Here is a 25,987-nt window from a genome sequence, read left to right as displayed (position 1 = left end):
ATTCCATAAGAAAGGAATGAGGTATGTGCGAGTTGCAGTGGTGGGATGTGGAGCCGTTGGCTCACCTCTTGTCATTCAGTTATTGGCTGAATCAGCCGTCTCCGAAATCCGGGTCATTGATCCCGACCGTATCGAGTTATCGAATTTGCCCCGGCAGCCGTGGTTTACGCTTGGAGACGTGGGTAAATACAAAGCCGAAGTGATTGGTGATTATGGATCTGACCGGATTCATAGCGTCCCGGAAGCTTTAACCGAGGAGAACGCCCACGTTCTTTTGAATGGTATGGACATTGTATTTGATGGTTCGGATAACTGGATGGCTCGGCAGGCCATCCAAAACTGGTCATTTGTGTCGGGCCGACCGTGGATTTTTTCCTCGGCATTGCGTTTAGAAGGGATGACAGCCTTTTTAGCTCCCGAGTTTACGTGTTTATACTGTCTCTTTGGTTCCTTACAACAAGGTCCACGATGTTTTGAAGCTGGCGTGTTGGGAACCGTAACGCTAGCGGTTGCGGGTCAGGCGATGCTCCTATTCCATCAATATTACCATCATCAAAATGATCCGCAAAAATGGCCTAACGGTCTGTTTTTGATTGATGGACATGCAACGCGTGTGAGAAAAATTGGTTTGAGCGCAGTGAGGTGCGGTCATGGAGTTGGATAATACCTTATTGGAGCGTTACTCACGGCAAATATTAGTCGATGATATCGGATATGATGGACAGCTTCGACTCTTGAATCACCGTGTTACGATTCAAGGGCCGCCTCAATGGATGCATCTTGCTGGGCGTTATTTGCAAGCAGCTGGTGTGGGCGTATCCTACCACAGTGGGGAGCCGTCTGCCGACCGTATTGGAATCCATCTTGAAACCGGCGAGATGGATGACTTTTATATTCCCCTTGATGAGTCAGGGGATTCCGCTCAAATTGTGACGACGATGGGTCTTGCCTTGAGCCAGTTGCTGTTAATGCTTGTGCACACGGAGGTGCGACGATGAATCCCTTAAATATCCGGCTTGTTCAAATGAATAGTACGGTGGGTGATGTCAGTGGCAACTTGGAAAAAATTTTACATGCTGTGACTCAAGCCCGTCATGACGATATTGATATTGTTGTGTTTCCCGAAATGGTTTTGGCCGGATATCCCCCCGAGGATTTATTATTTCGGCCCGATTTTTTGCATGCGTTGCAACAAGCCTGTGATGAGATTGTTTCCCAGTCCCAAAATATTATGGTGATTTTTGGATATGCTTATGCGCAGTTTGGACTCTTTAACAGCGCGGCTGTGGCATATAATGGCGATCTCTTGACCCGGATCAATAAACAGTTACTTCCCAATTATGGCGTTTTTGATGAAGCACGCTATTTTACACCGGGACGTGAAACTCAAGTCATTTCCGCGGGGGAATGGTCGATTGGCGTCTCAATTTGTGAAGATATTTGGTATCCGGATGGTCCCTATTTACAGCAGGCACGACACGGTGCCAATTTATTAATTAATATTAGTGCCTCACCCTATTCACGAGGGAAACAAGCTGAGCGGGAACATATGTTGCGCACCAGAGCCGATGATGTTGCCGCGTATTTAGTGTGGACGAACTTAGTGGGTGCCCAGGATGAACTCATTTTTGATGGTATGAGCGCAGTTTATGGACCTGATGGTCAAGTGTTGGCACGGGCTTTAGCCTTTCAAGAGGACTCTGTGACCGTGTCGCTTACGGCCATTCCCAGTTTGCACCGACGGTTTATTGATCCCCGCTGGCGTCTTGGCCCCGTGGAGGATAACGTGGGATCCATTACCATAAGTCCCTTAGGAAAATCTCCTAAAACCCCGTGGACCCCAAAGATTTCTCCTCTTTTAGGAGATGAAGAAGAATTGTACCGGGCTTTGGTCCTTGGGGTGAGAGACTATGTAGAAAAAAATCGATTTCATGACGTGGTCATTGGACTATCCGGAGGAATCGATTCAGCACTGACTGCAGTGATTGCCGTCGATGCGTTGGGCCCTGACCGGGTTCATGGCGTCCTGATGCCCTCGGAGATCACTTCGCAAGAAAGCCTCGATGATGCCCGCGAGCTGGCACGGAACTTGGGCATTGATGCGAAGGAAATTGCTATTGGCCCAGTCATGGCGGCTTTTGAGAAGCAGCTCCAGCCACTCTTTCAGGGTTTCTCCCGAGATATTACCGAAGAAAATCTTCAAGCCCGCATTCGTGGAACCTTATTGATGGCGTTGTCGAATAAATTTGGGTGGTTAGTGCTGACAACCGGCAATAAAAGTGAAATGGCGACGGGATACAGTACGTTATATGGGGATATGGCGGGGGGATTCGCGGTTCTTAAAGATGTTCTCAAGACGCAAGTGTTCCAATTGGCGCGTTGGGTCAATCAAAAAGAAGAACGGATTCCCTCAAACATTTTAATTAAGCCACCGAGTGCAGAATTGCGACCGGATCAAAAAGATGAAGATACATTACCTCCATATGCTATATTAGATCGGATTCTTGAGGGGTATATCGAAGATGATTTATCGGCGGAGGCACTGGTTGCCGAACAATTGGATCCCGCGTTTGTTACCCAGGCTATCAAACTGGTTAACCAAAACGAATACAAAAGGCGACAGGCACCCGTTGGGATAAAAGTGACTCCCCGTGCTTTTGGACGGGACAGGCGTATGCCCATTACCCGCCGATTTGAATAACTGGCGGAAGAGGATTATGACATGGTAAGGTTGATGTTAGAAGGTGCATTAAGGAGGACTCGATTGTATGTCAGGACATTCGAAATGGGCCAATATTAAGCGGAAAAAAGCAAAAGTAGATGCCGTTAAGGGGACGGTATTTTCGCGATTGACCAAGGAAATTATGGCAGCTGCCAAGCGTGGTGGTGGGAATCCGGAAACCAATTTTCGCTTACGGCTCGCTATTCAAAAAGCTAAGGCCAACAACTTGCCTCAGGCCAACATTGATCGGGCGATTCGCCGTGCAACCGGTCAAGAAGAAGGGGTGCACTATGAAGAGACCGTTTATGAAGGATATGGACCCGGAGGTGTCGCGGTTTATTTACAAATTTTAACCGATAATCGTAACCGCACTGCTGGTGAAATTCGGCACATTTTTTCCCGTCACGGCGGGGCTTTAGGAGAAAGCGGTTGCGTGGCCTGGATGTTTGAACCTAAAGGTCGATTGGTCATTACCGATACGGATAAAAGTGAAGAGGAATTGCTAGATTTAGCGATTGAAGCCGGAGCTGACGACCTCAGGCGCGAAGACGATGAATTTGTGGTGCTAACGGCACCCGATGCGTTAGACCAAGTACGTGAAGCCTTTGAAAGCCAGCACGTCAAAGTTAGCGAAGCCGAACTCGTGCAATTGCCGAAGACGACAACAGAAGTCTCAGGAAGTGATGCGACACAGCTCGCGACCTTAATTGAACTCCTAGAAGATCATGACGATGTGGAAAAAGTTTTCTTCAATGGTGAGTTTCCTGATGACTTTGAACTGGACGAGGCTTAATCGCCCTGCCTTGCACCACCGGAAACAAAATCCCCTGATGAGGGCAGCTGAGATCGGTTATCACAAAACCTGTCTGTTTGAGTGCTAAAAGAGTGGGGCGGTTTAACTGACAACCGCCCCCGACCTTTTCCCATAAGGGCGTCAGGGTATTTTGAACTCTGTGCCACCACGGTGCATCGTGCGCAACGTGTTCAAGAAACAAGAACTGCCCGTCTTGACGTAATATGCGCCAGATTTCCTGAAGAGATTGGCATAAATCTTGTACCGAGCACAGAACAAGCGTGGAGATCACGGTGTCGATACTTGCGTCGTCTAAAGGAATTTGTTCGGCTGGCGAGTTCAGACAGGAGAATGCGGGATAATGGGTTTTTAAAAAGGTGTAGAACGTGGGATCCGGTTCCAATAGAGTGACCTCGTGGGCATTTTGAGACAGGGTGGGAATATCAAGACCTGTGCCCGCACCAATGATGAGCGTTTTTCCCAAAGCGCGTTGTCCTTGTTGTGCCCGCCAAGGGTGAACAATGGATTCCAACAGAGATTGGGTGAGAATGTAAGCTCGTGAAAACCATGGGTGATGGACCTGTGAAAGTCGGCGTTGATGATCATCTCGTCTCATGTTCAGATAATAGCACCCCATCTCAGGAATAAGAAGGAAAACAAGTGTTTTTAGCGTATTGTAATAAATAAGGTTGTGATCAGCAAAAAGGGGAGGATTTCTGCATCTTAGGCAGAAACACACGTGAGAATATTAGGAATAGATCCAGGAACGGCCATTTGTGGGTGGGCGATTGTCGATAAAGAACGTCATGAAAGCCTTGCCGTGGATTATGGGGCCATTCTTACGCCCGGGGATTTGCCTGCTGCCCAGCGATTAGAACGGGTGTATGATGAATTATTAGCTATCATTGATCGTTATCGACCGGAATATGGCGCGGTCGAAAAGCTATTTTTTGGTCAGAATACCAAGACGGCCTTAGCGGTTGGACAAGCACGGGGCGTCGTCCTGCTTGCATTGAGTCAGCGACAGGTTTCTTTGGTCGAAATGGCTCCGACAGAAGTGAAGCAGACGGTGACGGGCTATGGCAGGGCAGACAAACATCAGGTGCAATTGATGGTAACACGCTTATTGCATTTGCCGAAAGTTCCTAAGCCTGATGATGTGGCTGATGCGTTAGCTATTGCCATGACGGGGTTGGAATGGGTGAAATATCGGGAGGTTCTTCGTGATTAGCGAAATTACGGGTATTGTGGTGCACAAGGATCAAGACACCTGCGTGGTGAATGTTCATGGGATTGGATTTTTGGTCGAAACCTCGCGTATAACGAGTTCCCAGCTACCCGCGTGCGGTCATGAAGTGCATTTATATACCCATCTGGTTGTCCGGGAAGATAATTGGCGTCTGGTAGGATTTATCAGTCCTGAAGAACGAGAAACGTTTCTTGACTTACTGAGTGTTGGGGGATTAGGTATTAAAGGAGCTCTGTCTGTACTGAGTGTCCTTGGCATAGATGGATTGGAAAATGCTATTGTCCAGGGCGATTGGCAGCGAATCAAAGAAGCACCGGGAGTGGGAGCGAAATTAGCCCAACGCATTCAACTTGAATTGTCAGGAAAATGGCAAAATCGTCCCGTAAAAGTTGCAACACCTCTCAAGCCTTCGGCTGACGAACCGGGAGACGAGATCGTACAGGGACTCATGGCACTGGGCTATTCGCGTGAAGAAGCTCAATATGCAGCCCAACAAGTCGATTCCCAAGGCGATGTTGCCACTCGTATCCGCCAAGCGCTTCGAGCTTTGGACCGACGCTAAGGGAGGGAAAGAAGACCGTGGATGATCGTGTGATTTCAGGTCACAGCACCCAAGATGGGGAATACGAATTAAAATTGCGGCCGAGCCGATTACAAGAATACATTGGACAAGATGATTTAAAAGAAAAACTCTCGATTTTTATTCAAGCCAGCTTGGCCCGCCACGAAGCATTAGATCACGTTCTCCTTTATGGACCGCCAGGACTTGGCAAGACAACATTGGCGCATATTATTGCCAATGAATTAGGCGTATCCATCCGTTACACGTCAGGTCCAGCGATTGAGCGCCCAGGCGACTTGGCGTCTATTTTAACCAATATTGATGAACGGGAAGTCTTATTCATTGATGAAATTCACCGCTTATCTCGGTCGGTCGAAGAAGTTCTTTATTCGGCGATGGAAGATTTTGCGCTCGATTTAGTGTTGGGAAAAGGACCGGCAGCGAGATCAGTCCGTTTGGATTTGCCACATTTTACCCTCATTGGGGCCACCACACGTCCTGGTCTGTTAGCATCCCCTCTAAGGGACCGATTTGGAGTATTATTACATTTAGATTTTTATCAAGCTGAGGAATTGTCCCTCATCATCCACCGATCGGCGAAAGTGTTAGGAATTTCCATTGAATCCGAGGCAGCTAATGAAATTGCCCGGCGCAGTCGCGGTACCCCGCGTGTGGCGAACCGCTTACTAAAGCGTATTCGGGATTACGCTCAAGTGCGCGCATCTGGACACGTCACATATATGATTGCCATGGAAGCTCTAGATTTACTTGATGTCGATCGTTATGGGCTGGATCAAGTTGACCGCCGTTTGTTATTGTCGATAGCCGAACGATACCAGGGAGGACCCGTGGGACTTGAAACTTTAGCTGCCGTGGTGGGAGAAGAAAGCGGGACCATCGAGGATGTTGTAGAGCCTTATCTACTTCAACAAGGATTTTTGCAGCGGACGCCGCGTGGTCGCGTCTTAACTCTTCGCGCGTACCAGCATCTGGGCATACCCGTAGCTCCCGGATTTTTCGATGGTCCAAGTTCTGATCGTTGAGATCTTTTATGGAGGTGAGGGCCCTTGGGATTAGGGTTGCCACGGCGACGTGTTGAACCTCCAGCATTATTATCATTGGCTCAAGCGGGTGATGAGGGAGCGCGCAACCAGCTCATTGATGATTTTACGCCCTTTATTTTGAAAGTGGCCAGTCAGGCAGCGGGACGATATTTAAATCTCGGTCAAGATGAAGAAATCTCCGTTGCTTTACTTGCCTTCAATGAAGCGATTAGCGCCTACAATGAAAAAAAAGGGACCTTTTTGACCTTTGCTCGTACGGTAATTGCCAGACGCCTGGTTGATTATTTTCGGCGTCAAAAAGTGCGCTTACAAGAGATTTCCCTGAGCGAGTTAGAGCGCGAAGATGATGAAGGATACGTCTTGTATGCGCAAGTCGATGGATTGGCTAAAGAACGATGGACCATGGGCCAGCACGATGAAAATCGTATATTTGAGATCATGGAATTTCAAGAACAGTTAGCGGTTTATGGAATATCGTTGGACGAGCTATCTCGGATTTCTCCCAAGCATCAAGACGCCCGTGATCGATCGATTCAGATTGGCCAACTTATCGCAGGAACCCCAGCTTACCGCACCTATCTTGAACACAAAAAGGAGTTGCCTTTAAAAGAATTGGTCAAACACCCAGGTATTACCCGTAAAACATTGGAACGCCATCGAAAGTATATTATAGCGGTAGCCATCATTCTGATGTCCGATTGGCCTTATTTACGGAGCTTCGTGCTGGACCGAATACGAGGTGAATAGTGTATGGGATCCCGAGCTGTTGTCATTGCTGTTGATAAACATTATGCTACCGTTTTGTTAGCAGGAGGCCAGTTTAAACGCATACGGGTCACGCGCGAGCCACTAGTTGTGGGACAAGAATTTCGGGTATCTTCGTGGCCCCATTTGCGCGCCGTGAAACGAGCTATCGGCGCTGCGGCTGCCTTAGCTGCTATCATGATGGGAGCCAATAGGTATTTGGCTCATCCGTTGCCGGGAGCGACGGCCGTGATTAGTTTAGATATTCAGCCGAGTATTAATTTGGTCGTGGGTGGCCATAATCCGGTCGTATTACAAGCTTCGGGCCTCGATCGGTCGGGACGTCAGCTTCTCCATCAAATTTCTTTGCAAGGTCTGCCTATCAATAACGCGTTATGTGTGTTGACCAGGCTCGCCAAACATGATGGATATCTTAAAACTCACCCGTCCTATATTGTGTTGGGGGCAGTTTCTCAATCTCACTTGGCTTGGTTCACAAAGCTATGCACGGTAGAGAAGACCTTCTTGGCAGACAATAGTTCGTGGCATGGGCATCTCATCGCACTGTCTATGGTGACGCATAAATCGTTAAAAAATTATGCTCGCCGTGATCTTTCCATTGGTCGATATCTTTTGTGGAAAAAAGACCATGAGTTTCGAAGCTTGCCGGTAAATCTGTCCCAACAACTACAAAGTTCTCCGTTAAGTGTCTTAATCAATGACAAATTGTCTCCATCCGTGCGCTCTGTTCCTTTAAGCCAGAAGATGCCCGCCGAACCCCTTGCTTTTCCGCAAAGACCTCGGTTTAACGCGAGGTCGGTTACATCTCTTCATATCACTGCAACATCTCCTCTGTATCCTATAAAGCCTCCTCATTTATCACAGCCCTCATCGCCTGGTCACTCTCTAAGGAACTCCGTACCGCTGGTGAGAGAAGTGACAACGATAGTGACACCTAACAGGGTGCGCAGTTTACCAAAAAGGGCCGTGGTTCCCCCCATTAAATGGCTAATACACTTGCCTCATCGCCACAATTCTCCCAGGTGAGTGCATAGGTGAAAAATCTTCAACCACAATATGGTTGCGCGCTGCGGGGAAAATCTGTAAGAATATGGTGAGATACAGGCCTTCGCGTTGAGCGCGGCGGGCTCAGGAAATGGGGAGATTATTACGCACACACATGGTACGAGTACTTTATATTGGATATTTTTTGCGGTTTTGATTGGGATGACTGTGTGGATGTTTATGCAGCAATCTCGCACACAAAAAAATCGTCAACAATTGCAAAATAGTTTGCAAAAAGGCGATCGGGTGGTGACCGTTGGGGGAGTTATTGGCACGGTGATGCAAGTCGATGAACGCCGTGTTGTCTTACAAATTGCCGATGGTGTGCGCATCGATGTTTTAAAGACCGCTATCGGGGGAAAATATCAAGAATCGTAATCGTTCCTAGTTTTGTTCCGAGGTGTGCTATAATACGGGCGAATTCCGCAGTTGCGGCAATTCCATGAGACACACTTGGGGAGGCGGAAATAGTGGCGGATTCGTCACTTAATCCATTTTTGCGAGCACAGCAGGCATTCAAAGAAGCTGTAGAGACACTGGGTCTAGAGCCTGCCGTATATGAGATTCTTAAGCAGCCACTCCGATCATTCGAAGTGGCAGTACCTTTTATTCGGGATGATGGCACGTTACAAGTGTTCAATGGTTACCGGGTCCAACACAATGATGCTTTGGGTCCAACAAAAGGTGGGCTACGCTTTCATTCGTCGGTGACGATGGATGAGGTGAAAGCACTGGCCATGTGGATGAGCGTCAAATGCGCCTTGTTAGGACTTCCTTATGGCGGTGGTAAAGGTGGAATCGCTTGTGATGTTGATCAGTTGTCCGAAAGCGAAATAGAGCGACTAAGCCGGGAATATATTCGTGCCGTCAGTTTGGTGATTGGTCCGGACAAGGATATCCCTGCCCCAGACGTGTCAACGAATCCTCAAATCATGGCATGGATGGTGGATGAATATTCCCGGATTCGCGGCGAAAATACGTTTGGGTTGATTACCGGAAAACCGATTGTGATTGGCGGATCGGCAGGACGTGTCGAAGCAACGGGACGAGGTCTGGTATTTGCAACCAAACAATTAGCCAAGGAATTGGGGATTGACTTTGCTAAAAGCCGTATCGCTATTCAAGGCTTTGGCAATGTGGGTTCGGTTGCGGCCGAAATTTCTTATGACATGGGCGCAAGTGTTGTTGCTGTTTCTGACAAGGACGGAGGTTTGTATAATCCGGCTGGCATTAACATTCCGGACTTGTTAGAATATAAGCGCATTAATCGGCGCCTCCAAGGATACCCCCATGCGGAACCGATTTCCAACAGTGAACTCTTAGAGCTACCTGTGGACATTTTATTCCCTGCGGCATTGGAGAATCAAATCACGGCAGATAATGCTCCCAATATCCGGGCACGTATTGTGGGAGAAGGAGCCAACGGGCCAACGACACCAGAAGCCGACCGCATTTTGTTCGATAAGGGTATTATGGTCATTCCAGATGTATTAGGAAATTCCGGCGGCGTGACGGTTTCGTATTTTGAATGGGTCCAAAATCAAACCCGATTCTATTGGTCGGAAGATGAAGTGAATCAGCGATTGGAAGAGTATATGTCAAGGGCTATGGCACAAATGCATACGATGCATGAACGATTTGGTGTAACGCTGCGCAAGGCCGCGTATTTGGTGGCGGTTGAGCGGATAGCGCAGGCTATGCGCTACCGAGGATGGTTAAAATAGGATGAAGCAAAGGGTTCTCGTATGAGAACCCTTTGAGGAGGATTTTGTGTGGATCATGATCCGTTACGTGAACTGAAAGTCCGACAACAAAAAATTGAAGCCATGGGCGGTCCCGCTCGGATTGCCAAACAACATCAAGCGGGGAAGTTGACCGCACGAGAGCGAATTGCTCTGTTGCTGGATGAAGGGACTTTTGAAGAAATTGGGGCGCATATTCGGCACCGGTCTACATTTTTTGGCTTAGATAAACAAGACATTCCGGCAGATGCGGTTGTCACGGGTTCCGGACGAATCAATGGCCGGGTTGTCTATGTGTTTTCCCAAGATTTTACTGTAGCTGGTGGATCGCTCGGCGAAATGCATGCGCAAAAGATTCAACATCTTCAAGACCTAGCGTTAAAAACTGGCAGCCCTATTATTGGTTTGAATGATTCAGGAGGAGCCCGTATTCAAGAAGGCGTTGATGCGTTATCCGGGTACGGGGAAATATTTAAACGGAATACGTGGTCATCCGGGGTAATTCCACAAATTACTGTTATTATGGGCCCCAGCGCGGGCGGTGCGGTCTATTCGCCGGCCCTTACCGATTTTATTATTATGGTGCGACGGACCGGACAAATGTTTATTACAGGACCCCAAGTCATTAAAACCGTGACGGGAGAAGAAGTGACGGGTGAGCAAATTGGGGGAGCCGATGCACAAATCCGTAAAAGTGGTGTGGCCCATTTTGCCGCAAATAATGACGAAGAAGCCTTACAATTAGTGAGGCATTTACTCTCGTATTTGCCCAACAATAATCGGGAACTGCCCATGGTGGTACCGAGCCAAGATCCGTTAGACCGCATGATTCCCTTCCTCGGTCAAGTCGTTCCGCAAGATGCCAATAAGCCATATGATGTGAAACGGATTATTGAGCATGTTGTCGATTCCGGGTCTTTTTTAGAAGTCCAGCAAGGATATGCCGACAATGTCGTTATTGGCTTTGCGCGTGTCGGGGGGCATACGATTGGCATCGTGGCCAATCAACCCCGAATTCTAGCTGGCACGATGGATATTAACGGTTCGGACAAGCTAGCCCGTTTTGTGCGTTTTTGTGATGCTTTTAATATTCCCTTGGTAACTTTTGTCGACACCCCAGGATATTTACCAGGCACGGCGCAAGAATATGGCGGCATTATTCGGCATGGCGCTAAAGTTCTTTTTGCTTATGCCGAAGCCACCGTTCCCAAAGTGACGGTCATTCTGCGCAAAGCCTATGGTGGCGCGTATCTGGCGATGTGCAGCCGCTCATTAGGGGCTGATTGGGTTCTGGCATGGCCGACGGCTGAAATCGCGGTGATGGGACCAGAAGGAGCAGCCAATATTATCTTTCGAGATATTATTAATCATGCCGAGGATCCCGTAGCGATGCGCCAACAAAAAGCCGAAGAATACCGTGAAGAATTTGCCAATCCCTATGTGGCGGCATCCCGCGGCTATATCGATGCCGTGATTGATCCCCAAGAGACAAGATTTCGCATTGCTCGCGCTCTGATGACGCTCACCAATAAACGGGATGACAGACCTCACAAAAAGCATGGCAATATTCCCTTATAGGGACGATACATGAGGTGGCAAGAAATGAAGTTTACACCGGAGGAAAGTCGTGAACGAAACAGAAATCACTAAGGAAGTATCCTCTGAAGTACTGGCGGCAATAACCGCTGCGCTATTATGTATGGAGAATATCGATTGGGATACAACGCGAATGCGAATTCGTGAAGTCTGGCCAGAAGAGAGCGCATGGCGCTGGGTCGGTTGGTAGGCCGTTCGATATTCCTTTTATGACGTGCATTTTCTGATAATTTGAGGAGGTTTTCGTGTTCATGGCAGTTCGCAAGTTTCGTATTCGCGTTAATGGGGTCGTTTATGACGTCGAGGCAGAAGAAATATCCGTTGAACAATCCGCAACATCAACGTCAGCGCCTTCAGTACCTAGTGCCCCGGTTGCGACCCCGCCTGTACCCTCAGAGCCCCCCAAAGCCGCGGCGCCGGTGGTGATGCAAGATGGAGAAATGGTCATTGAAGCGCCACTCCCAGGTGCGGTCCTTGATGTCAAAGTCCAAGAAGGTCAACTTGTTGAGGTCGGTCAGGTTTTGATTATCTTGGAAGCGATGAAAATGGAGAATGAAGTAACGGCTCCCGTCTCAGGACGGATTAAAAGTTTACGAGTGCAAAAAGGCAGCTCAGTTGATGCCAACGAGGTACTCGTGATCATCGAACGGGTTTAATCATGGCCAAGATTTTAGTGGTAGCTCCTCATCCGGACGACGAGGCATTAGGAGCGGGAGGCGTCATTCACCGCGCTATTCAAGCTGGTAATGAGGTTCGCGTTATCTTGATGTCAGCGGGGGATGGGTTTGTCCAAGATGCGGAACGGTACTACTTATCGTTGCATGTGACGCCCGAAGAATACCTTCATTTAGGTTATGAACGGCAACTCGAAAGTCAACGGGCCATGGCTCAACTCGGATTAAGTCCTGAACACGTTGCGTGTTTGGGGTTTCCTGATGGGGGACTCGATCATTTACTATTACATTATGGCGATTCATTACCGTTTGAGAGCCAAACAACACATCAGGCTTCGGTGCCTTATATTCATCTGCCGTCATATCATACACCCTATACGGGTTATCATCTTTTGAATTTATTAATTCATGAACTCAAGACATTCCAACCCGAGTGGGTTGTCAGTCCGATTCTTGTTGATCAACATCCCGATCATTGGGCTACGTCCGCATTTGCCACGTTGGCATTACTCCAATGCCAGGCAGCCCATTTACCTTGGGCTCAATCGGCCCAGCAATGGGGATACCTGATCCACTGGACAGGTTGGCCATTGCCTTTGGGATATCATCCGGAATTGAGTATGGAAATGCCCCAAGCACTGAAAACCCATCCTTTTATAACATGGTATCCCCAGGACGATTATGCGGAACAAGAAATTCAGACCAAACGCCAAGCTCTGCTCTCTTACGACAGCCAAGTGGAACTTATTAAACCCTTTTTACAGGCCTTTGCCCGCCGTAATGAAATTCTCGGCAAAGTTTTGCCACTGCCATGGGGACCGCGGGTGGTATTGCCACGGCCTAAGTCTGTGGCCTTGCCGAAATTGATCCACAAAGATTTTGGGCTTATAGGTAGTACATGGTGGTTTGATGGGATGCAAATGCATGCCTTGTTGGACCTTAATGGGCGTCCAGAATGGACCATTCGTTTGGCGAGCTTTATCTTTGGTTCAGACCTCCAGTTTTTCGGTGCGGAAATTAAAGGTGACGTAACCCGTGAAGAGATCCAGCGGATCGATACGGAACGTGGAGTGGAACTGGTGTGGTCCCCACAAAACAACGCGATCCATGGCATGGCTCTGATGGGGATCGTTATCTATGACGAGGAAAACAAAATGATTGCCCGGACGGGATTCTGGCCCTGGCAGTCTTTAAGATGATGAATCGCAAAAAGAACGAGAGCCATCATTTGCGGCTCTCGGCAAGATATGTTTAGTGAATGGCGTTGGATTGGTGGCTTGGTTCTGAAATCTCACTTAATGCTTGACCCGATTCAGTCACAAAAATATTGACCCGGGCTAAATCAGCAATAGCTAAAATACCGACTAACTTGCCGTTTTCGACAACGGGCAATCGGCGAATTTGGTGATCCGCCATCATATTCGCTGCTTCCTTGGCATCGGCATCAGGTGAAATCGTCACGACCTTGGAAAACATTACGGATTTAACGGGCGTGTCAGGGCCCTTTCCTTCCGCTACAGCGCGAATGGTAATATCGCGGTCAGTGACCACCGCAGTGACCTTGTCATTGTCTAATACCGGTAGACTGCCACAATCTACTTTCTTCATCAGTTCAGCAGCCTTTTGAATGGAGTCGGATGGCGAAACGGTGAAAACCTTTTTCGTCATAATTTCGCTTACCTTCAAGTGGTATTCCCCTCTTTCTTTAATTGATTCGTTTTAGTATGAGTTTTTGGCTAAGCTTCATGCATAACCCGGATATTGTGATGGAGGTGTTGAAGACGGGACCGCGTGAAGGACCGCGATGTCAAAGCTATTAGGAGTTTTGTCGACTACCGGAATTTTCCGGTAAGTGGGGATTGAGCAATGTGCCAATTAAGCAAAAGAGGCATCGTAAAGTCAGGAAATGTCGTTCCCAAAGTAAGCCATCACGTCGAGTCAACATAAAAAATCCGTAAACCTTTTTCGGTTACGGCTTGATTAATATATATAAAGTATTTTTGGTGGAGACGAGGGGAGTCGAACCCCTGACCTCTAGAGTGCGATTCTAGCGCTCTCCCAACTGAGCTACGCCCCCGACGCATGCCATATTATATCGAGCCACGGTCTGATTGTCAATGCAAAGAATTCCTTTTGCAAATTCCGTCACAAAGAGTCTAACCCGTGAATGTTCTTTCTAATGTTTCGAAGATTTTTGACGGCATCTTTAATATCTTGCTCTTCGTGGTCGGACTAGACCAGTTTTTGGCATGAAATTCTTTTTAGGAAAAAGCAGGAATGAAGGATTCCATGGCGAATTGAAAAGTGGAATGAAGTGGAGGGTTGTGGAGGAAAAGGGGGGATCTGACCGTGTTGATGGGTGAATATGAGCACACATTAGACGATAAGGGTCGGATCACGATTCCCGCAAAACTCCGCGACGATTTAAATGGCCACTTCGTGATTACCAAAGGTCTTGATGGGTGTTTGTTCATTTATCCGATGGATGAATGGCGCAAATTAGAGGAACGTTTGAAAGCGTTACCCATGACAAATGCTAATGCACGAGCATTTGCCCGACTGTTCCTTGCTGGGGCGCAAGACGTTGAAATGGATAAGCAGTATCGGGTAACGATTCCCCCACGCTTACGGGAACATGCTGGAATTGACCGGGATGTTACGTTGGTCGGGGTGAGTACACGAGTTGAAATGTGGGCAACCGAACGGTGGACGGCTTATCAACAATCTGCCCAAACAAGTTACGAGGAAGTCGCGGAAAAGATGGTGGATTTTGGATTTTGATCGGGGTGTTGGCATGACGTTTTCACATGTGTCGGTGTTAAGTAAGGAAGCCCTGGAATATTGGGCCCATGATGACAAGGGCATTTATATTGATGCCACAGTGGGAGCTGGAGGCCACAGTTTTCAATTGTTGTCGCGGTTTCCCATGGTACGTCTCATTGCCGTCGATCAAGATCCCGTCGCCTTAGAAGCGGCGAAGGAACGGTTAACACCATTCCTAGACCGGGTTAGATGGGTACATGCCAATTTTCGCGACTTACCTTCTGTGATCGAATCCGAGTTCCACGGACGAATTGCGGGAATGCTTTTTGATCTGGGTGTATCGTCACCACAATTTGACGTTCCCGAGAGAGGATTTACCTATCAATACGATACCGCATTGGATATGCGAATGGATCCCTCAAACCCGGTGACAGCTTTTCGCTTAGTCAATATGCGTTCTAAAGAGGAAATTGCTCAGGCCCTTCGTGACTGGGGGGAAGAGCGATGGGCTCAGCGTATCGCAGATTTTATTGTGAAAGCTAGAGAAAAGGAACCTATTCGCACAACCGGGCAGCTGGTGGAATTAATTAAAGCGGCAATTCCTGCATCTGCGCGGAGAACGGGAGGACATCCCGCTCGACGAACCTTTCAGGCATTAAGAATATGGGTAAACGACGAGTTGGGGGCCTTGAGTGAAGGACTTGAAGGGGCGCAGCGTTTATTGGCTCCTCATGGACGTATTGTGGTGATTTCCTTCCATTCTTTAGAAGATCGCATTGTCAAGCATGCATTTCGGCGATGGGCACAAGAGCAAAAGGGACAAGTTTTAACCAAACATCCTCTGACTCCGACAGACGATGAAATTCAGGATAATCCACGTTCCCGTTCAGCAAAATTACGCGCTTTCGAACGGCTTTGATTTTGATGAAACAATTCACGAGACGGTAAACGGGTGATTTATGACGTTGGTGTCGACACCAAATGCGGTAATTGGCTATTAACCTTAATAAATCGACAAAAATCAAGGAGGAACATGTTCAATGATCGACCGCGAACCCTACAATGGCTTGAACGAAGGCAATTTGGCACGAACTTGGGAAAAAAGGCTTCGCTATAAGGAAGTCGTCAAACCGCGGCGTAAACTGAAGCCATGGCTTCACACGATCTTGTGGATTGGATCATTGTGGGCGGCGGCTATGGTGGCATCGGTATTAGCGATTCATGTCATGGTTATGGGATATCAAGTCGACCAATTACAGAATCAATATACCCAACTCAAACGTCAACAACAGATGCTGACACTTGATGTCACTACCTTAAGTTCTCCAAAAGCATTGGCCGCTGATGCATCAAAACTGAAAGTGACTATGGTTGAACCCAAGCAACCGATCGTTCAGATGTCTACATTCAAAGGACATTCAAGTCATATTACGTGGATTCAGTTGGTCGATCAATGGATTAATCAGCTTCGAGGAGCCGTCGTTAAATCATGAAAACACGACGATCAGTGCAGTGGCGCGCTTTATGGACGTTAATCTTCACAGCCGTGTTCATGCTGGTGCTGATCATTCGATTGGTCATCATTCAAATTGCTGACGCTTCAAGTCTAAAGGCTTATGCGCGGAATATCCATGTTCATAAGATCATTTTGCCAGCGCCGCGAGGCAAAATAATTGATCGTAACGGAACAATTTTAGCGATGGATGTGCCGACCTATCAGATTGTCGCCGCTCCCAAATATGTCTCCCATCCAGCTCAAGAAGCGGCCGTCTTGGCTAAATATTTACCGTTCTCTCAATCCTTGTTGAAGAAAGTGTTGAGTAATAATTCTTGGTATGCCCTGTTGGACCGTTCTGTACCACAAAGTTTAGCCACAAAAATTGAACAGCTCAATTTAACCGGCATTAGTGTCATTCCCACCAGTGGCCAAGAATATCCTAATGGCACGCTGGCTTCGCAAGTTATCGGGATGGTGGGAGCCAATGGTCAGGGACTAGCCGGTATTGAGTATGAAGATAATAAGATCTTATCAGGGAAACCTGGGTATTGGATTGTGCGGACGGATGCGAGCGGCAATCCCTTGCCCCAATGGCAAGAGGCATATAAGGCGCCCCAGCCTGGCGATACCGTGCAATTAACAATTGATGCGAACATTGAGGCTGTGGCACAAAAATGGCTGAAGTGGGGTGTAAAACGAGCCCATGCCTTGAATGGAACGGTCATTATACTCAATCCCCATACCGGTTCCGTCATTGCCTTAGCCAACTGGCCGAACTTTAATCCTAATAACTATTACTCAGCGACTCCGTTAGAGATGACAGATTATGCCGTGCAGGACCCTGTTCCACCAGGATCCATTTTCAAACCTGTAACGGCTTCGGCAGGCTTAGGATTAGGGCTCTTCACGCCGAATAGTATGTTCGATACGCGCGGTTATAAAATTGTGGATGGCGTGCGCATTAACGACTGGAATCCGGTAGGCTGGGGATGGATTACCTTAACACGCGGGTTAGAAGTCTCCTCGGACCAAGTGTTTATGGATGTCGCCTTGAAAGTCGGCGTGGACGGAATGTACCACTACATTAAGGAATTTGGATTGGACCACCCCAGCAATGTGGGGTTACCGGGCGATTCTAGCGGAATTTGGATTCCCAAAAATCAAGTCAATGCGGTGGATTTAGCAACGATTGGATTTGGCCAAGGCATGGCGGTGACGCCCATGCAGATGATCACTGCCGACTCTGCCATTCCCAACCACGGCATCATGATGCAGCCTCATATTCTCAAGGCTATCCTGTCGCCCACGGGCCAGGTCATTAAAACGGTCAAACCGCAGGTGGAATCACGACCTGATACACCCAAAGTGGCTAAAGAGATAGAGCACATGATGGTTTTGGAAGCGACTCAGGGAACGGGGGTTCCCGCTCAAGTCCCTGGTTATGTAATCGGCGGGAAAACGGGAACAGCTCAGAAGATTGTTGATGGGAAAACATCGAGCAACTTATTTGTGTCGTCTTATATGGGATTTGGGCCAGTTCCCCACCCGCGGTTTATCATGCTTGTGATGATCAATCGACCGATTGGCAAGCTGTTCTATGGTGATCAGGTTTCAGCTCCAGTCTGGCAACATATCGCGTCTTACCTATTTAAATATTGGAAGATTAAACCTTATGCAGGCCCAGATAATGGGTCCAAACCGTTCGTCAAGCCGTAACGGGTTCTGCCAAGGTCGATGAGGACATACATATGGTGAGTAACCAAGCCTGAATTTCAGGCGAGGAGGCTCACAGTATGACTAATCGGCCGACATTAGTGATTAAACGCCGTACTTTTATTGTCATGGTCTTGGTCGGACTATACGATTTCGTTTTGCTGGGCAGGCTCGGGGATATTCAGGGCGTCGAATCGGCTCATTTAAAGGCATTGGCCGATGGGATCCATTTTCGGGGTGTTCCTTTGGCTCCTTTTCGCGGAAATATTGTTGACCGCCATGGCCGTCTCTTAGCGGGAAGTCATCATGCTTATTCGGTTTATGCGATCCCGATTCAGACCCGAAAACACCGAACGGAGGAGGTTATCTTACTTTCCACATTATTGGCGATACCAGAAAAGACCGTTCAAAAACGTTTGTCACGCCGTCAAGGTTTTGTATGGATTAAAAGACGTTTATCGCCTGGGGAATTAGCGACCTTACGCAGCCAGCTGAGTGCGTTACCGGGCATCTATCTTTTGACGGAAACGGCGCGATACTATCCTCAAGGAGCATTGGCGGGTCCTGTGTTAGGATTTACGGGAATCGATAATCAAGGGTTATCCGGTATTGAATTGACTTACGACAAGTACCTGACGGGAAAACCTGGCAGCCTGCAAGAAGAATTTGACGTGACCGGACAAACCGTAAAGTTTGCTCAAACCCGGGTAATTCCTTCCGTGCAAGGAGATACTGTCGAGCTCAGTTTGGATGAGAATATCCAATGGATGGCCGAGCGGGCTTGCGAACAGGCGATGATTCATACCCAAGGGAAGTCTGTCAGTATCGTCGTCATGCACCCTAGAACAGGAGGAATTCTAGCCATTGCGCAACGACCATCAATCGATCCGAACCACTTTCGGGATTACAATCCTAAACAATACCGTGTATTATCGGTTTCCGATGCGATTCCTCCCGGTTCCATTTTTAAACCCGTAACCCTAGCAGCAGCGTTGCAAGAGGGAACGGCTACGGTCAACTCTCATTATTTCTGTCCGGGTTTTAAGAATGTTTTGGGACGTCGTGTAAATTGTTGGCGACCCCAAGGACACGGCGGTGAAACGTTGGCTGATGTTGTGAAGAATTCGTGTAATGTGGGTTTTATGGACTTGGGCTTAGGACTAGGAGTTCAAAAATTTTATGAGTATCTTGACCGATTTGGATTACGCTCACGGACTCATATTGACTTACCAGGAGAAGCCTTAGGCATTTTCCCGGCAATGAAAAGAGTCACAGCCTTAGATTTAGCCATCATGGCTTTCGGCCAAACGCTTACTGTGACACCGATTGGCCTCCTAACCGCGATTGCCGCGTTAGCCAATGATGGTGTCCTCTTGACACCCCATGTTGCAAAACGCATTATTAACCAACGTGGCGATATTGTCAAAAGTTTTGATGAAGAAGTGGTTAGGCGTGTGGTGTCCGTTGACGTGGCACGTACGGTGCAACAAATGATGGTTGGCGTGGTATCGGAAGGCACAGGCAAATTGGCCCAAGTCCCCGGCTACCGAATTGCAGGGAAAACTGGTACGGCGCAAAAAGTGGTTAACGGCCGCACCGAAAAGGGCATTTATATTGCATCATTTATTGGTTTTGGTCCCGTTCCCCATCCGGAAGTGGCTGTGATTGTGAATGTCGATGAACCGGTGGGAGCCTTTTATGGAGGGCAAGTGGCTGCACCAATTTTTGGACATTTGGTCCGTAATATTTTTAGGTATTTAAAAATTCCTGCGACTGAACCGATTAAACCGCCAAAGCCAGGTGAACCAGCCATGGTGCCGAGTTTGGTAAATTTGGATCCGGAAACGGCCCAACAAGATGCCGCAGCGTTTGGTTTTCCGGTACAATTTGTAGGGCAAGGTGATGTCGTGGTTGACCAATCCATTGAATATGGCGGGTATCGACCGGCAGGAACGGTTCTACAACTGAAATTGGGTCGGTCTCCCCGTATCTATTTAGAATGGGTAACCGTGCCTCGATTTACGGGACTGACGATCAGCCAAGCAACCCAATTGGCATGGGAACTTGGCGTGAATGTCTCACACCAGGGCAAGGGGCAAGGCCACGTTCACAGGCAATCGATCAAACCAGGAACCCAGGTGCGAGCTGGAACGACCATTCAGGTCTGGACTGGGTAATTTCGGCTAACGGGGAGATAAGGCGGATCGGAGAGCAAGGACGGTTACGGTTAAAGGTAGGAAAGTAGGAGGCCTCGAGGATGACTTTTAAGGATCTTATCGCAGCGATTCCCGGTGCAACCAGTGTCGGCGACACCAATATTGAATTAACAGGAATCGCCTATGATTCGCGGCATGTAGAAGCGGGCAATTTGTTTTGTGCGATTCCAGGATTTCGGACAGATGGTCATTTATTTTGTCAAGAAGCTTCAAACCGCGGGGCCGTGGCATTTTTGGTGGAGCGAGCAGATGCTATTCCGAGTGGCAAGGCTGGCGTCATCGTGCCTAATGCACGTCAGGCAATGGCTTTGGTCGCCGACAAGTTTTACGGAAGCCCATCGAGTCGTTTGGCGATGATCGGTGTAACGGGTACCAATGGTAAAACGACAACGACGCATATTATCCGGGCCTTACTCGAGGCAAATGACATTCCCACCGGGTTGACCGGGACATTGTATACCTTAATGGGTCAAGACACATACAAAGTGACGCGAACAACGCCAGAATCCCCAGATTTGCAAAGTATTTTGCGGCATATGGTTGACCGCGGAATGCGAGCAGCAGTCATGGAGGTTTCGTCGCATGCGCTGGTGTTATCGCGAGTTGATGAAGTTCAGTATGATATTGGAGTGTTTACCAATTTAACCCAAGACCACTTGGATTTTCATAAGGATTTAGAATCCTATTTTCAAGCCAAGGCTATCTTGTTCAAACGGCTAGGCCAGACCAAAAAGACGGGACCGCAAGCGGCGATTATTAACATTGATGATGAGTACGGACGGCGTTTGATTAACATGTGCTCTGTTCCCGTCATTACCTATGGACTCAGTGAAGGAGCTGATGTCCGCGGCAGCATGGTGACGGTCGGAAGTCGCGGGGTACAGTTTTTGGCCACGTTCCCAGGAGGCGAGAAACAGGCTGTTGAATTTGATATGACGGGCACCTTTAATGTGTTAAATGCCTTGGCCGCAATGAGTGTCGGTTATATTTATGGCCTTTCGCCCCGGCAAATGGCTGAGGCCTTGGCGCGCTATCCCGGGGTTCCCGGACGATTCGAACGGATAGACGAAGGGCAACCCTTTACGGTTATTGTGGATTACGCTCATACTCCTGACGGGGTGGAAAATGTTCTTAAGACGGCCAGAGAATTTACGGTCGGGGCTGTGCGTGTGGTGTTTGGAGCAGGAGGGGATCGTGACCGGGGCAAGCGAGCTCTCATGGGTGAGGCAGCTGGCCGTTTGGCGGATTGGGTGATGTTAACGGCGGACAATCCGCGGTCCGAGGATCCGATGGATATTATCGCGCAGATTCGGGAAGGATTGGCGCCAACAGGTACACCATTTGAAATTGAACTTGACCGGGAACGGGCCATTCGCTTGGCATTACAAAAAGCTCAACCCGGCGATGTGGTTTTTATTTTAGGCAAGGGTCATGAAACCTATCAAATTTATCGTGACGGCACGATTCATTTTGATGACCGGGAAGTTGCACGCCAGGCCTTACGGGAGCTTAAAAAATCATGATGGTTGTGAAAGTTAAGGATATCGTCGATTTCTGTTCCGCGAGAGCTTGGGGAGTCGAATTAGACGATGTATTAAAAGATGTTACCATCCATAGTCAAGAAGTTCGACCGGGATCATTATTCGTGGCCCTCCCCGGAACTCGAACGCATGGACATCAATTTGTTCCGGACGTTTGGGCCCAAGGCGGCATTGCCATGGTGGAAAAGACGTATGCACCCATCACCGGTCCTAGCCTTGTGGTAGATTCGCCTCTCATGGCCATGGGAACACTGACCCGGAGTCTAGTGGATACCCGGCATATTACGGTTGTTGGAATAACCGGTAGTGTGGGAAAAACTAGTGCCAAGGAACTTATTGCGGCGACCTTACAATCCAAGTTTGTGGTAGGGAAATCCCAGGGAAACTATAATACGGCGATTGGTATTCCTCTGTCCTTTTTGCGCAGTCCCGATTCGATGACCCATTTTGTCGCCGAAATGGGTATGAGGGCTTTAGGAGAAATCGCGCAGTTGACAACTATCACACCACCCGATGTCGCAGTGATTACAAATATTGGTCCAAACCATTTGGAATCTTTAGGGAGCATCAAAAACATTCAACGGGCTAAAGGAGAAATTTTGCAGGGTCTGAAACCCCAAGGCACGGCTGTGCTTAATGCGGATGATCCCTTGGTACGTGAATTAGGAGAACATCTATCCGATCATCCGATTTTGTGGTTTGGCCATAAATCGGGGGATGTCATCATTGACCGCGTTCACATGCTGGATACGGCGACGGAAGTCACATTATTATATCAGGGCGATGCCGTGACAATTCGTATTCCCTGGTTAGGGAAACAACATGGCGCCAATGTTGCGGCAGCGTTTTTGGTAGGTACCGCATTAGGACTTTGTCCTGACGAAATTCGGAGGGGCCTTGAACAGGTCGACCCGGGAACGGGCCGGTTGCAGCGGCGGTCGGTTGGATCCCTAACGATTTTGGCCGATTATTACAATGCCAGTCCCCTATCTACGACGATGAGTCTTCAAATCTTAGCAGCCCATAAGACGATGGGGCGCCGCATAGCGGTCCTGGGCGATATGTTAGAGTTGGGTAGCCAAGAAGAACCTGGCCATTGGCAAGTCGGAACGGCAGCGAGCCGCAACGCCGATATGGTTCTTGCTGTTGGCTCTAGAGCGCGGATTATCGCGAAAGCTGCTAACTTAGAGAAATCGGGAGTGGCAACATGGGTCGCTAATTTGAATGAAGCTTTTGCCTGGCTTCAGACTCAGGTGCGAGCGGACGACGTTATTTTATTGAAAGCTTCACATGGGATGAATTTTGATGAACTGTATCAAAGGCTAAAAGATTGGGGGGGACCATCTTGAACGTTGTTTACGCTGGTCTCCTGGGTTTTGTTGTGGCCTTTGGACTCGGACCCATTGTCATTCCCGTATTGCACCGGCTCAAATTTGGGCAGATGGTTCGAGATGTTGGTCCCCAGTCACATTTAAAAAAACAGGGGACACCAACTATGGGCGGGTTATTGTTTCTCTTACCTTTGCCATTGGCCGTCTTATTATTTGCGGACAATAACCTGGAAGCATGGGCATTGGTGACGTTAATTTGGTCCTACGGGATGATTGGTTTAGCCGATGATTTGTTAAAAGTAGTATTTAAGCGCCCACTAGGACTCAAAGCACGCGAAAAATTACTTTTTCAGATCCTTTTTGCCGTGGCGTTTACGTGGTTGGCGGCACGACGATTTCATGCGGACGGGCCATATGTACTACCGTTTCATTGGGGGACAGTGGCGCTGCCTTGGATTTTCGGTCCCTTGTCCGTTCTAGCCATTTTAGGGAGTGGTAACGCGGTTAATCTTACGGACGGTCTCGATGGACTAGCAGCAGGGGCTGTCACCTTGACGATGGCGTTCTTTGCGTTTTGGGGGGTAGTTCATCATCAAATGGCTCTAGCTCTGGTCTCAACCGCTCTTATTGGTTCTCTTATTGGCTTTTTACGCTACAATATCCATCCGGCCCGGGTATTCATGGGGGACACGGGATCGTTAGCTCTGGGTGCGGCATTGGCTGGAGCCGCTATTGTATCGCGCACAACCCTGATTTTGCCGATCATTGGCTTATTATTTGTCCTTGAAACACTTTCCGTGATCATTCAAGTCTTAAGCTTTCGTTTAACGGGCAGACGCGTTTTTCGGATGAGCCCCTTACACCATCATTTTGAATTAGGGGGATGGCCAGAAGAACGCGTTGTGGCAGTGTTTTGGCTCATTGCCGCTATGGGTGCTGCGGTGGCATGGTGGTGGATGTAACACCGTGGGAGAAGGCGGATGAAGGAGGAATCATTGATGAATACAGAAAGACGACGCATCGATTATCTATTGTTGGCCGCTGTTTCAGCCCTGTTGGCTTTGGGAACGGTAGTCGTCTTTTCTGCGAGCGCCTCGACATCATTTAAGCAATTTGGAAATCCTTATTACTATGTGGAACACCAATTGATGTGGGCAGTTATTGGTATCCTGGCTATGATCATCACAAGCCGAATAGATTATTGGCGCTATACCAAATTAATTTTTCCGGGTTTTGTTCTATCCGTCCTGTTATTAATCGCGGTGCTCATTCCTCATGTCGGTATCGACATAAACGGGGCCCGGCGTTGGCTGGGAGTGGGATCACTGCAGATTCAGCCTTCAGAATTAGCCAAGTTAACCATGGTATTTTTGTTCGCACGGTTATTTAGTCTGCACCGGGAGCAGTTGGGTGATTTTTGGAGAGGCGTCATGCCCCATATTTTATTGGCGTCGATTGTGTTTGTGTTAGTGTTGGCGGAACCAGACCTAGGAACCACGGTGGCTATTGCTGGTACGTTTTTCGTGATGTTATTCGTCAGCGGGGTTAAAAAACGACACTTATTTGAATTAGCGGGGGCGGCTGTTCCGGTGCTGGCCTGGGCGATGATTGCTGAACCCTACCGGCGCCAGCGTTTATTAGCATTTCTTGACCCATGGAAGCATCCATTAGGCGAGGGCTTCCACACCATTCAAGCACTGTTGGCGCTTGGCTCGGGAGGTGTTCTAGGGGTCGGATTAGGCTATTCCCGGCAGGCCCTAGGTTACTTGCCAGAAGCTTTTACGGATTTTATTTTCGCCATTTTAGGGGAAGAATTGGGGCTCATGGGAACGATTACTGTGGTCTTGTTATTCCTTTTGGTGGCTTGGAGAGGTTACCGGATTGCCATGAGAGCTCCTGATATGTTTTCAAGTCTGGTGGCAACCGGGTTGACGACGATGATTGCTATCCAAGCCGCGATTAATATGGGGGTCGTAACAGCAACTCTTCCTGTTACCGGGATTACCTTGCCCTTTATTAGTTATGGCGGCTCATCTCTTGTTCTGAGTATGGCTGGCGTTGGAGTTCTTCTAAATATTAGTAAGCACGCAATGTAAGGGAAAGCATAATCTGAAAGTGGTCTCATCTTTTGGCAGAGATACCGGTGAAGGAGCGATTGGGTTCATGCGTTTGATAATTGCAGGAGGAGGTAGTGGTGGGCATATTTATCCAGCGATAGCCATTGTTAAGTCTGTCAGGGATTTGGTGGGATCCTTGGATGTGCTTTACATTGGCACCAACCATGGACTGGAACGGGATCTCGTTCCTCGCCATAATATTCCTTTTGCCACCATTCATGCCAAAGGGCTGCTCGTAAAAGGGTTAAACGGCAAAATGCAGGGAGTATGGGCGGCGCTGCGAGGATTGTTAGAGGCGATGGGTCATATTCGACGGTTTAAGCCCGATGTCGTGGTCGGTACGGGAGGCTATGTCTCAGGACCGGTGGGATTAGCTGCGGTGTTAATGGGGGTGCCCTTAGTCCTGCAGGAACAAAATGTGTGGCCCGGGTTTACCAACAGGACATTGGGCCCCAGGGCTAAGCGAGTCATTGTGCCTTTTGAAGAAGCCAAAAAATATTTTCGGGCAGGCACCTCTTTTGCTGTGATCCCCAATCCTGTGGTTATCACCGTCGAACAAGATCGTGCTGCTCTGCGTCAAGAGATGGACATCGCCGC

Annotated in this window: 27 protein-coding genes and 1 tRNA gene; 25 read left to right on the top strand and 3 right to left on the bottom strand. The window is 48.5% G+C overall.

Annotation, left to right across the window (positions count from 1 at the left end):
- Nucleotides 1-25: 25 nt before the first annotated feature.
- From B8987_RS00135 to B8987_RS00120, 4 genes are all read left to right on the top strand, one after another.
- Nucleotides 26-664: a HesA/MoeB/ThiF family protein gene (locus tag B8987_RS00135; RefSeq protein ID WP_176213118.1), complete on the top strand. Its 639-nt coding sequence runs from the start codon at nt 26-28 to the stop codon at nt 662-664.
- Nucleotides 651-998 (top strand): hypothetical protein, encoded by a 348-nt coding sequence (locus tag B8987_RS00130; RefSeq protein WP_051351049.1) that lies wholly within the window; start codon nt 651-653, stop codon nt 996-998. Before B8987_RS00135 ends, B8987_RS00130 begins: the two co-directional genes overlap by 14 nt.
- Nucleotides 995-2,701, top strand: coding sequence for an NAD+ synthase (locus B8987_RS00125; protein WP_084660612.1), 1,707 nt, complete (start codon nt 995-997; stop codon nt 2,699-2,701). The genes B8987_RS00130 and B8987_RS00125 overlap by 4 nt, the downstream gene beginning before the upstream one ends.
- Before the next feature lie 67 nt (nt 2,702-2,768).
- Nucleotides 2,769-3,515, top strand: a complete 747-nt coding sequence (locus B8987_RS00120; protein ID WP_020374556.1) for a YebC/PmpR family DNA-binding transcriptional regulator — start codon at nt 2,769-2,771, stop codon at nt 3,513-3,515.
- Here the strand turns inward: B8987_RS00120 and B8987_RS00115 are convergent.
- Complete coding sequence (locus tag B8987_RS00115; protein WP_176213117.1) at nt 3,472-4,131, bottom strand: class I SAM-dependent methyltransferase; 660 nt, start codon at nt 4,129-4,131, stop codon at nt 3,472-3,474. The two genes, B8987_RS00120 and B8987_RS00115, sit on opposite strands and share 44 nt — an antisense overlap.
- Before the next feature lie 123 nt (nt 4,132-4,254).
- Between B8987_RS00115 and ruvC the strand changes: the two genes are divergently transcribed.
- The 11 genes from ruvC to B8987_RS00065 all read left to right on the top strand — a co-directional run bounded on the left by ruvC (nt 4,255) and on the right by B8987_RS00065 (nt 13,410).
- Nucleotides 4,255-4,746 carry a crossover junction endodeoxyribonuclease RuvC gene (gene ruvC, locus B8987_RS00110; RefSeq protein ID WP_020374558.1) on the top strand — a complete coding sequence of 164 codons (492 nt, stop codon included), beginning with the start codon at nt 4,255-4,257 and terminating at the stop codon, nt 4,744-4,746.
- Nucleotides 4,739-5,326, top strand: a complete 588-nt coding sequence (ruvA, locus tag B8987_RS00105) for a Holliday junction branch migration protein RuvA (RefSeq protein ID WP_020374559.1) — start codon at nt 4,739-4,741, stop codon at nt 5,324-5,326. Before ruvC ends, ruvA begins: the two co-directional genes overlap by 8 nt.
- Nucleotides 5,327-5,343: 17 nt before the next feature.
- On the top strand, nt 5,344-6,369 hold the full coding sequence (gene ruvB / locus B8987_RS00100) for a Holliday junction branch migration DNA helicase RuvB (RefSeq protein ID WP_028962364.1): 1,026 nt from the start codon (nt 5,344-5,346) through the stop codon (nt 6,367-6,369).
- A gap of 24 nt (nt 6,370-6,393) precedes the next feature.
- On the top strand, nt 6,394-7,137 hold the full coding sequence (sigI, locus tag B8987_RS00095) for an RNA polymerase sigma-I factor (protein WP_242940601.1): 744 nt from the start codon (nt 6,394-6,396) through the stop codon (nt 7,135-7,137).
- 3 nt (nt 7,138-7,140) lie between these two features.
- On the top strand, nt 7,141-8,181 hold the full coding sequence (locus tag B8987_RS00090; RefSeq protein WP_084660609.1) for an anti-sigma-I factor RsgI family protein: 1,041 nt from the start codon (nt 7,141-7,143) through the stop codon (nt 8,179-8,181).
- A gap of 87 nt (nt 8,182-8,268) precedes the next feature.
- A complete protein-coding gene (gene yajC / locus B8987_RS00085; RefSeq protein WP_278245797.1) occupies nt 8,269-8,577 on the top strand; it encodes a preprotein translocase subunit YajC in 309 nt (102 codons plus the stop codon).
- A gap of 92 nt (nt 8,578-8,669) precedes the next feature.
- Nucleotides 8,670-9,923 carry a Glu/Leu/Phe/Val family dehydrogenase gene (locus tag B8987_RS00080; RefSeq protein WP_020374563.1) on the top strand — a complete coding sequence of 418 codons (1,254 nt, stop codon included), beginning with the start codon at nt 8,670-8,672 and terminating at the stop codon, nt 9,921-9,923.
- Between the two features lie 102 nt (nt 9,924-10,025).
- Complete coding sequence (locus tag B8987_RS00075; RefSeq protein WP_051351069.1) at nt 10,026-11,519, top strand: acyl-CoA carboxylase subunit beta; 1,494 nt, start codon at nt 10,026-10,028, stop codon at nt 11,517-11,519.
- A gap of 49 nt (nt 11,520-11,568) precedes the next feature.
- The gene (locus B8987_RS19820) at nt 11,569-11,727 is read left to right on the top strand and encodes a hypothetical protein (protein WP_020374565.1); all 159 of its coding nucleotides are present in this window, start codon (nt 11,569-11,571) and stop codon (nt 11,725-11,727) included.
- A 61-nt stretch (nt 11,728-11,788) separates the two neighbouring features.
- Nucleotides 11,789-12,193 carry a biotin/lipoyl-containing protein gene (locus tag B8987_RS00070; protein WP_076007273.1) on the top strand — a complete coding sequence of 135 codons (405 nt, stop codon included), beginning with the start codon at nt 11,789-11,791 and terminating at the stop codon, nt 12,191-12,193.
- Nucleotides 12,194-12,195: 2 nt separating this feature from the next.
- Nucleotides 12,196-13,410 (top strand): PIG-L deacetylase family protein, encoded by a 1,215-nt coding sequence (locus B8987_RS00065; protein ID WP_084660608.1) that lies wholly within the window; start codon nt 12,196-12,198, stop codon nt 13,408-13,410.
- A gap of 52 nt (nt 13,411-13,462) precedes the next feature.
- Here B8987_RS00065 and B8987_RS00060 read toward each other — a convergent pair whose 3' ends face one another.
- Nucleotides 13,463-13,879, bottom strand: coding sequence for a CBS domain-containing protein (locus tag B8987_RS00060; protein ID WP_338012016.1), 417 nt, complete (start codon nt 13,877-13,879; stop codon nt 13,463-13,465).
- Between the two features lie 333 nt (nt 13,880-14,212).
- A tRNA-Ala gene (locus tag B8987_RS00055) sits at nt 14,213-14,288 on the bottom strand.
- Between the two features lie 272 nt (nt 14,289-14,560).
- Here B8987_RS00055 and mraZ point away from each other — a divergent pair.
- From mraZ to B8987_RS00005, 10 genes are all read left to right on the top strand, one after another.
- The gene (gene mraZ / locus B8987_RS00050; protein WP_020374569.1) at nt 14,561-14,992 is read left to right on the top strand and encodes a division/cell wall cluster transcriptional repressor MraZ; all 432 of its coding nucleotides are present in this window, start codon (nt 14,561-14,563) and stop codon (nt 14,990-14,992) included.
- 13 nt (nt 14,993-15,005) lie between these two features.
- Nucleotides 15,006-15,893, top strand: a complete 888-nt coding sequence (rsmH, locus tag B8987_RS00045) for a 16S rRNA (cytosine(1402)-N(4))-methyltransferase RsmH (protein ID WP_084661860.1) — start codon at nt 15,006-15,008, stop codon at nt 15,891-15,893.
- Between the two features lie 121 nt (nt 15,894-16,014).
- Complete coding sequence (locus tag B8987_RS00040; protein WP_020374571.1) at nt 16,015-16,467, top strand: hypothetical protein; 453 nt, start codon at nt 16,015-16,017, stop codon at nt 16,465-16,467.
- Nucleotides 16,464-18,188, top strand: coding sequence for a peptidoglycan D,D-transpeptidase FtsI family protein (locus tag B8987_RS00035; protein ID WP_084660607.1), 1,725 nt, complete (start codon nt 16,464-16,466; stop codon nt 18,186-18,188). The genes B8987_RS00040 and B8987_RS00035 overlap by 4 nt, the downstream gene beginning before the upstream one ends.
- A 77-nt stretch (nt 18,189-18,265) precedes the next feature.
- The gene (locus B8987_RS00030; protein WP_028962357.1) at nt 18,266-20,362 is read left to right on the top strand and encodes a penicillin-binding transpeptidase domain-containing protein; all 2,097 of its coding nucleotides are present in this window, start codon (nt 18,266-18,268) and stop codon (nt 20,360-20,362) included.
- Nucleotides 20,363-20,442: 80 nt separating this feature from the next.
- Nucleotides 20,443-21,924 (top strand): UDP-N-acetylmuramoyl-L-alanyl-D-glutamate--2,6-diaminopimelate ligase, encoded by a 1,482-nt coding sequence (locus B8987_RS00025; protein WP_084660606.1) that lies wholly within the window; start codon nt 20,443-20,445, stop codon nt 21,922-21,924.
- Nucleotides 21,921-23,291 (top strand): UDP-N-acetylmuramoyl-tripeptide--D-alanyl-D-alanine ligase, encoded by a 1,371-nt coding sequence (locus B8987_RS00020; RefSeq protein ID WP_051351046.1) that lies wholly within the window; start codon nt 21,921-21,923, stop codon nt 23,289-23,291. Before B8987_RS00025 ends, B8987_RS00020 begins: the two co-directional genes overlap by 4 nt.
- A complete protein-coding gene (gene mraY / locus B8987_RS00015) occupies nt 23,288-24,235 on the top strand; it encodes a phospho-N-acetylmuramoyl-pentapeptide-transferase (RefSeq protein WP_020374576.1) in 948 nt (315 codons plus the stop codon). Before B8987_RS00020 ends, mraY begins: the two co-directional genes overlap by 4 nt.
- A gap of 36 nt (nt 24,236-24,271) precedes the next feature.
- A complete protein-coding gene (gene ftsW, locus B8987_RS00010; protein WP_020374577.1) occupies nt 24,272-25,369 on the top strand; it encodes a putative lipid II flippase FtsW in 1,098 nt (365 codons plus the stop codon).
- 67 nt (nt 25,370-25,436) lie between these two features.
- Nucleotides 25,437-25,987: UDP-N-acetylglucosamine--N-acetylmuramyl-(pentapeptide) pyrophosphoryl-undecaprenol N-acetylglucosamine transferase (locus B8987_RS00005; protein WP_139793433.1), on the top strand; the 551-nt coding region annotated here is incomplete at its 3' end.

Origin of the sequence: Sulfobacillus thermosulfidooxidans DSM 9293, from assembly GCF_900176145.1 — a bacterium.
Classification (GTDB): Bacteria; Bacillota; Sulfobacillia; order Sulfobacillales; family Sulfobacillaceae; genus Sulfobacillus; species Sulfobacillus thermosulfidooxidans.
The sequence above is the reverse complement of the archived record's forward strand: the minus strand, read 5'-3'. Positions and strand labels throughout refer to the sequence as shown.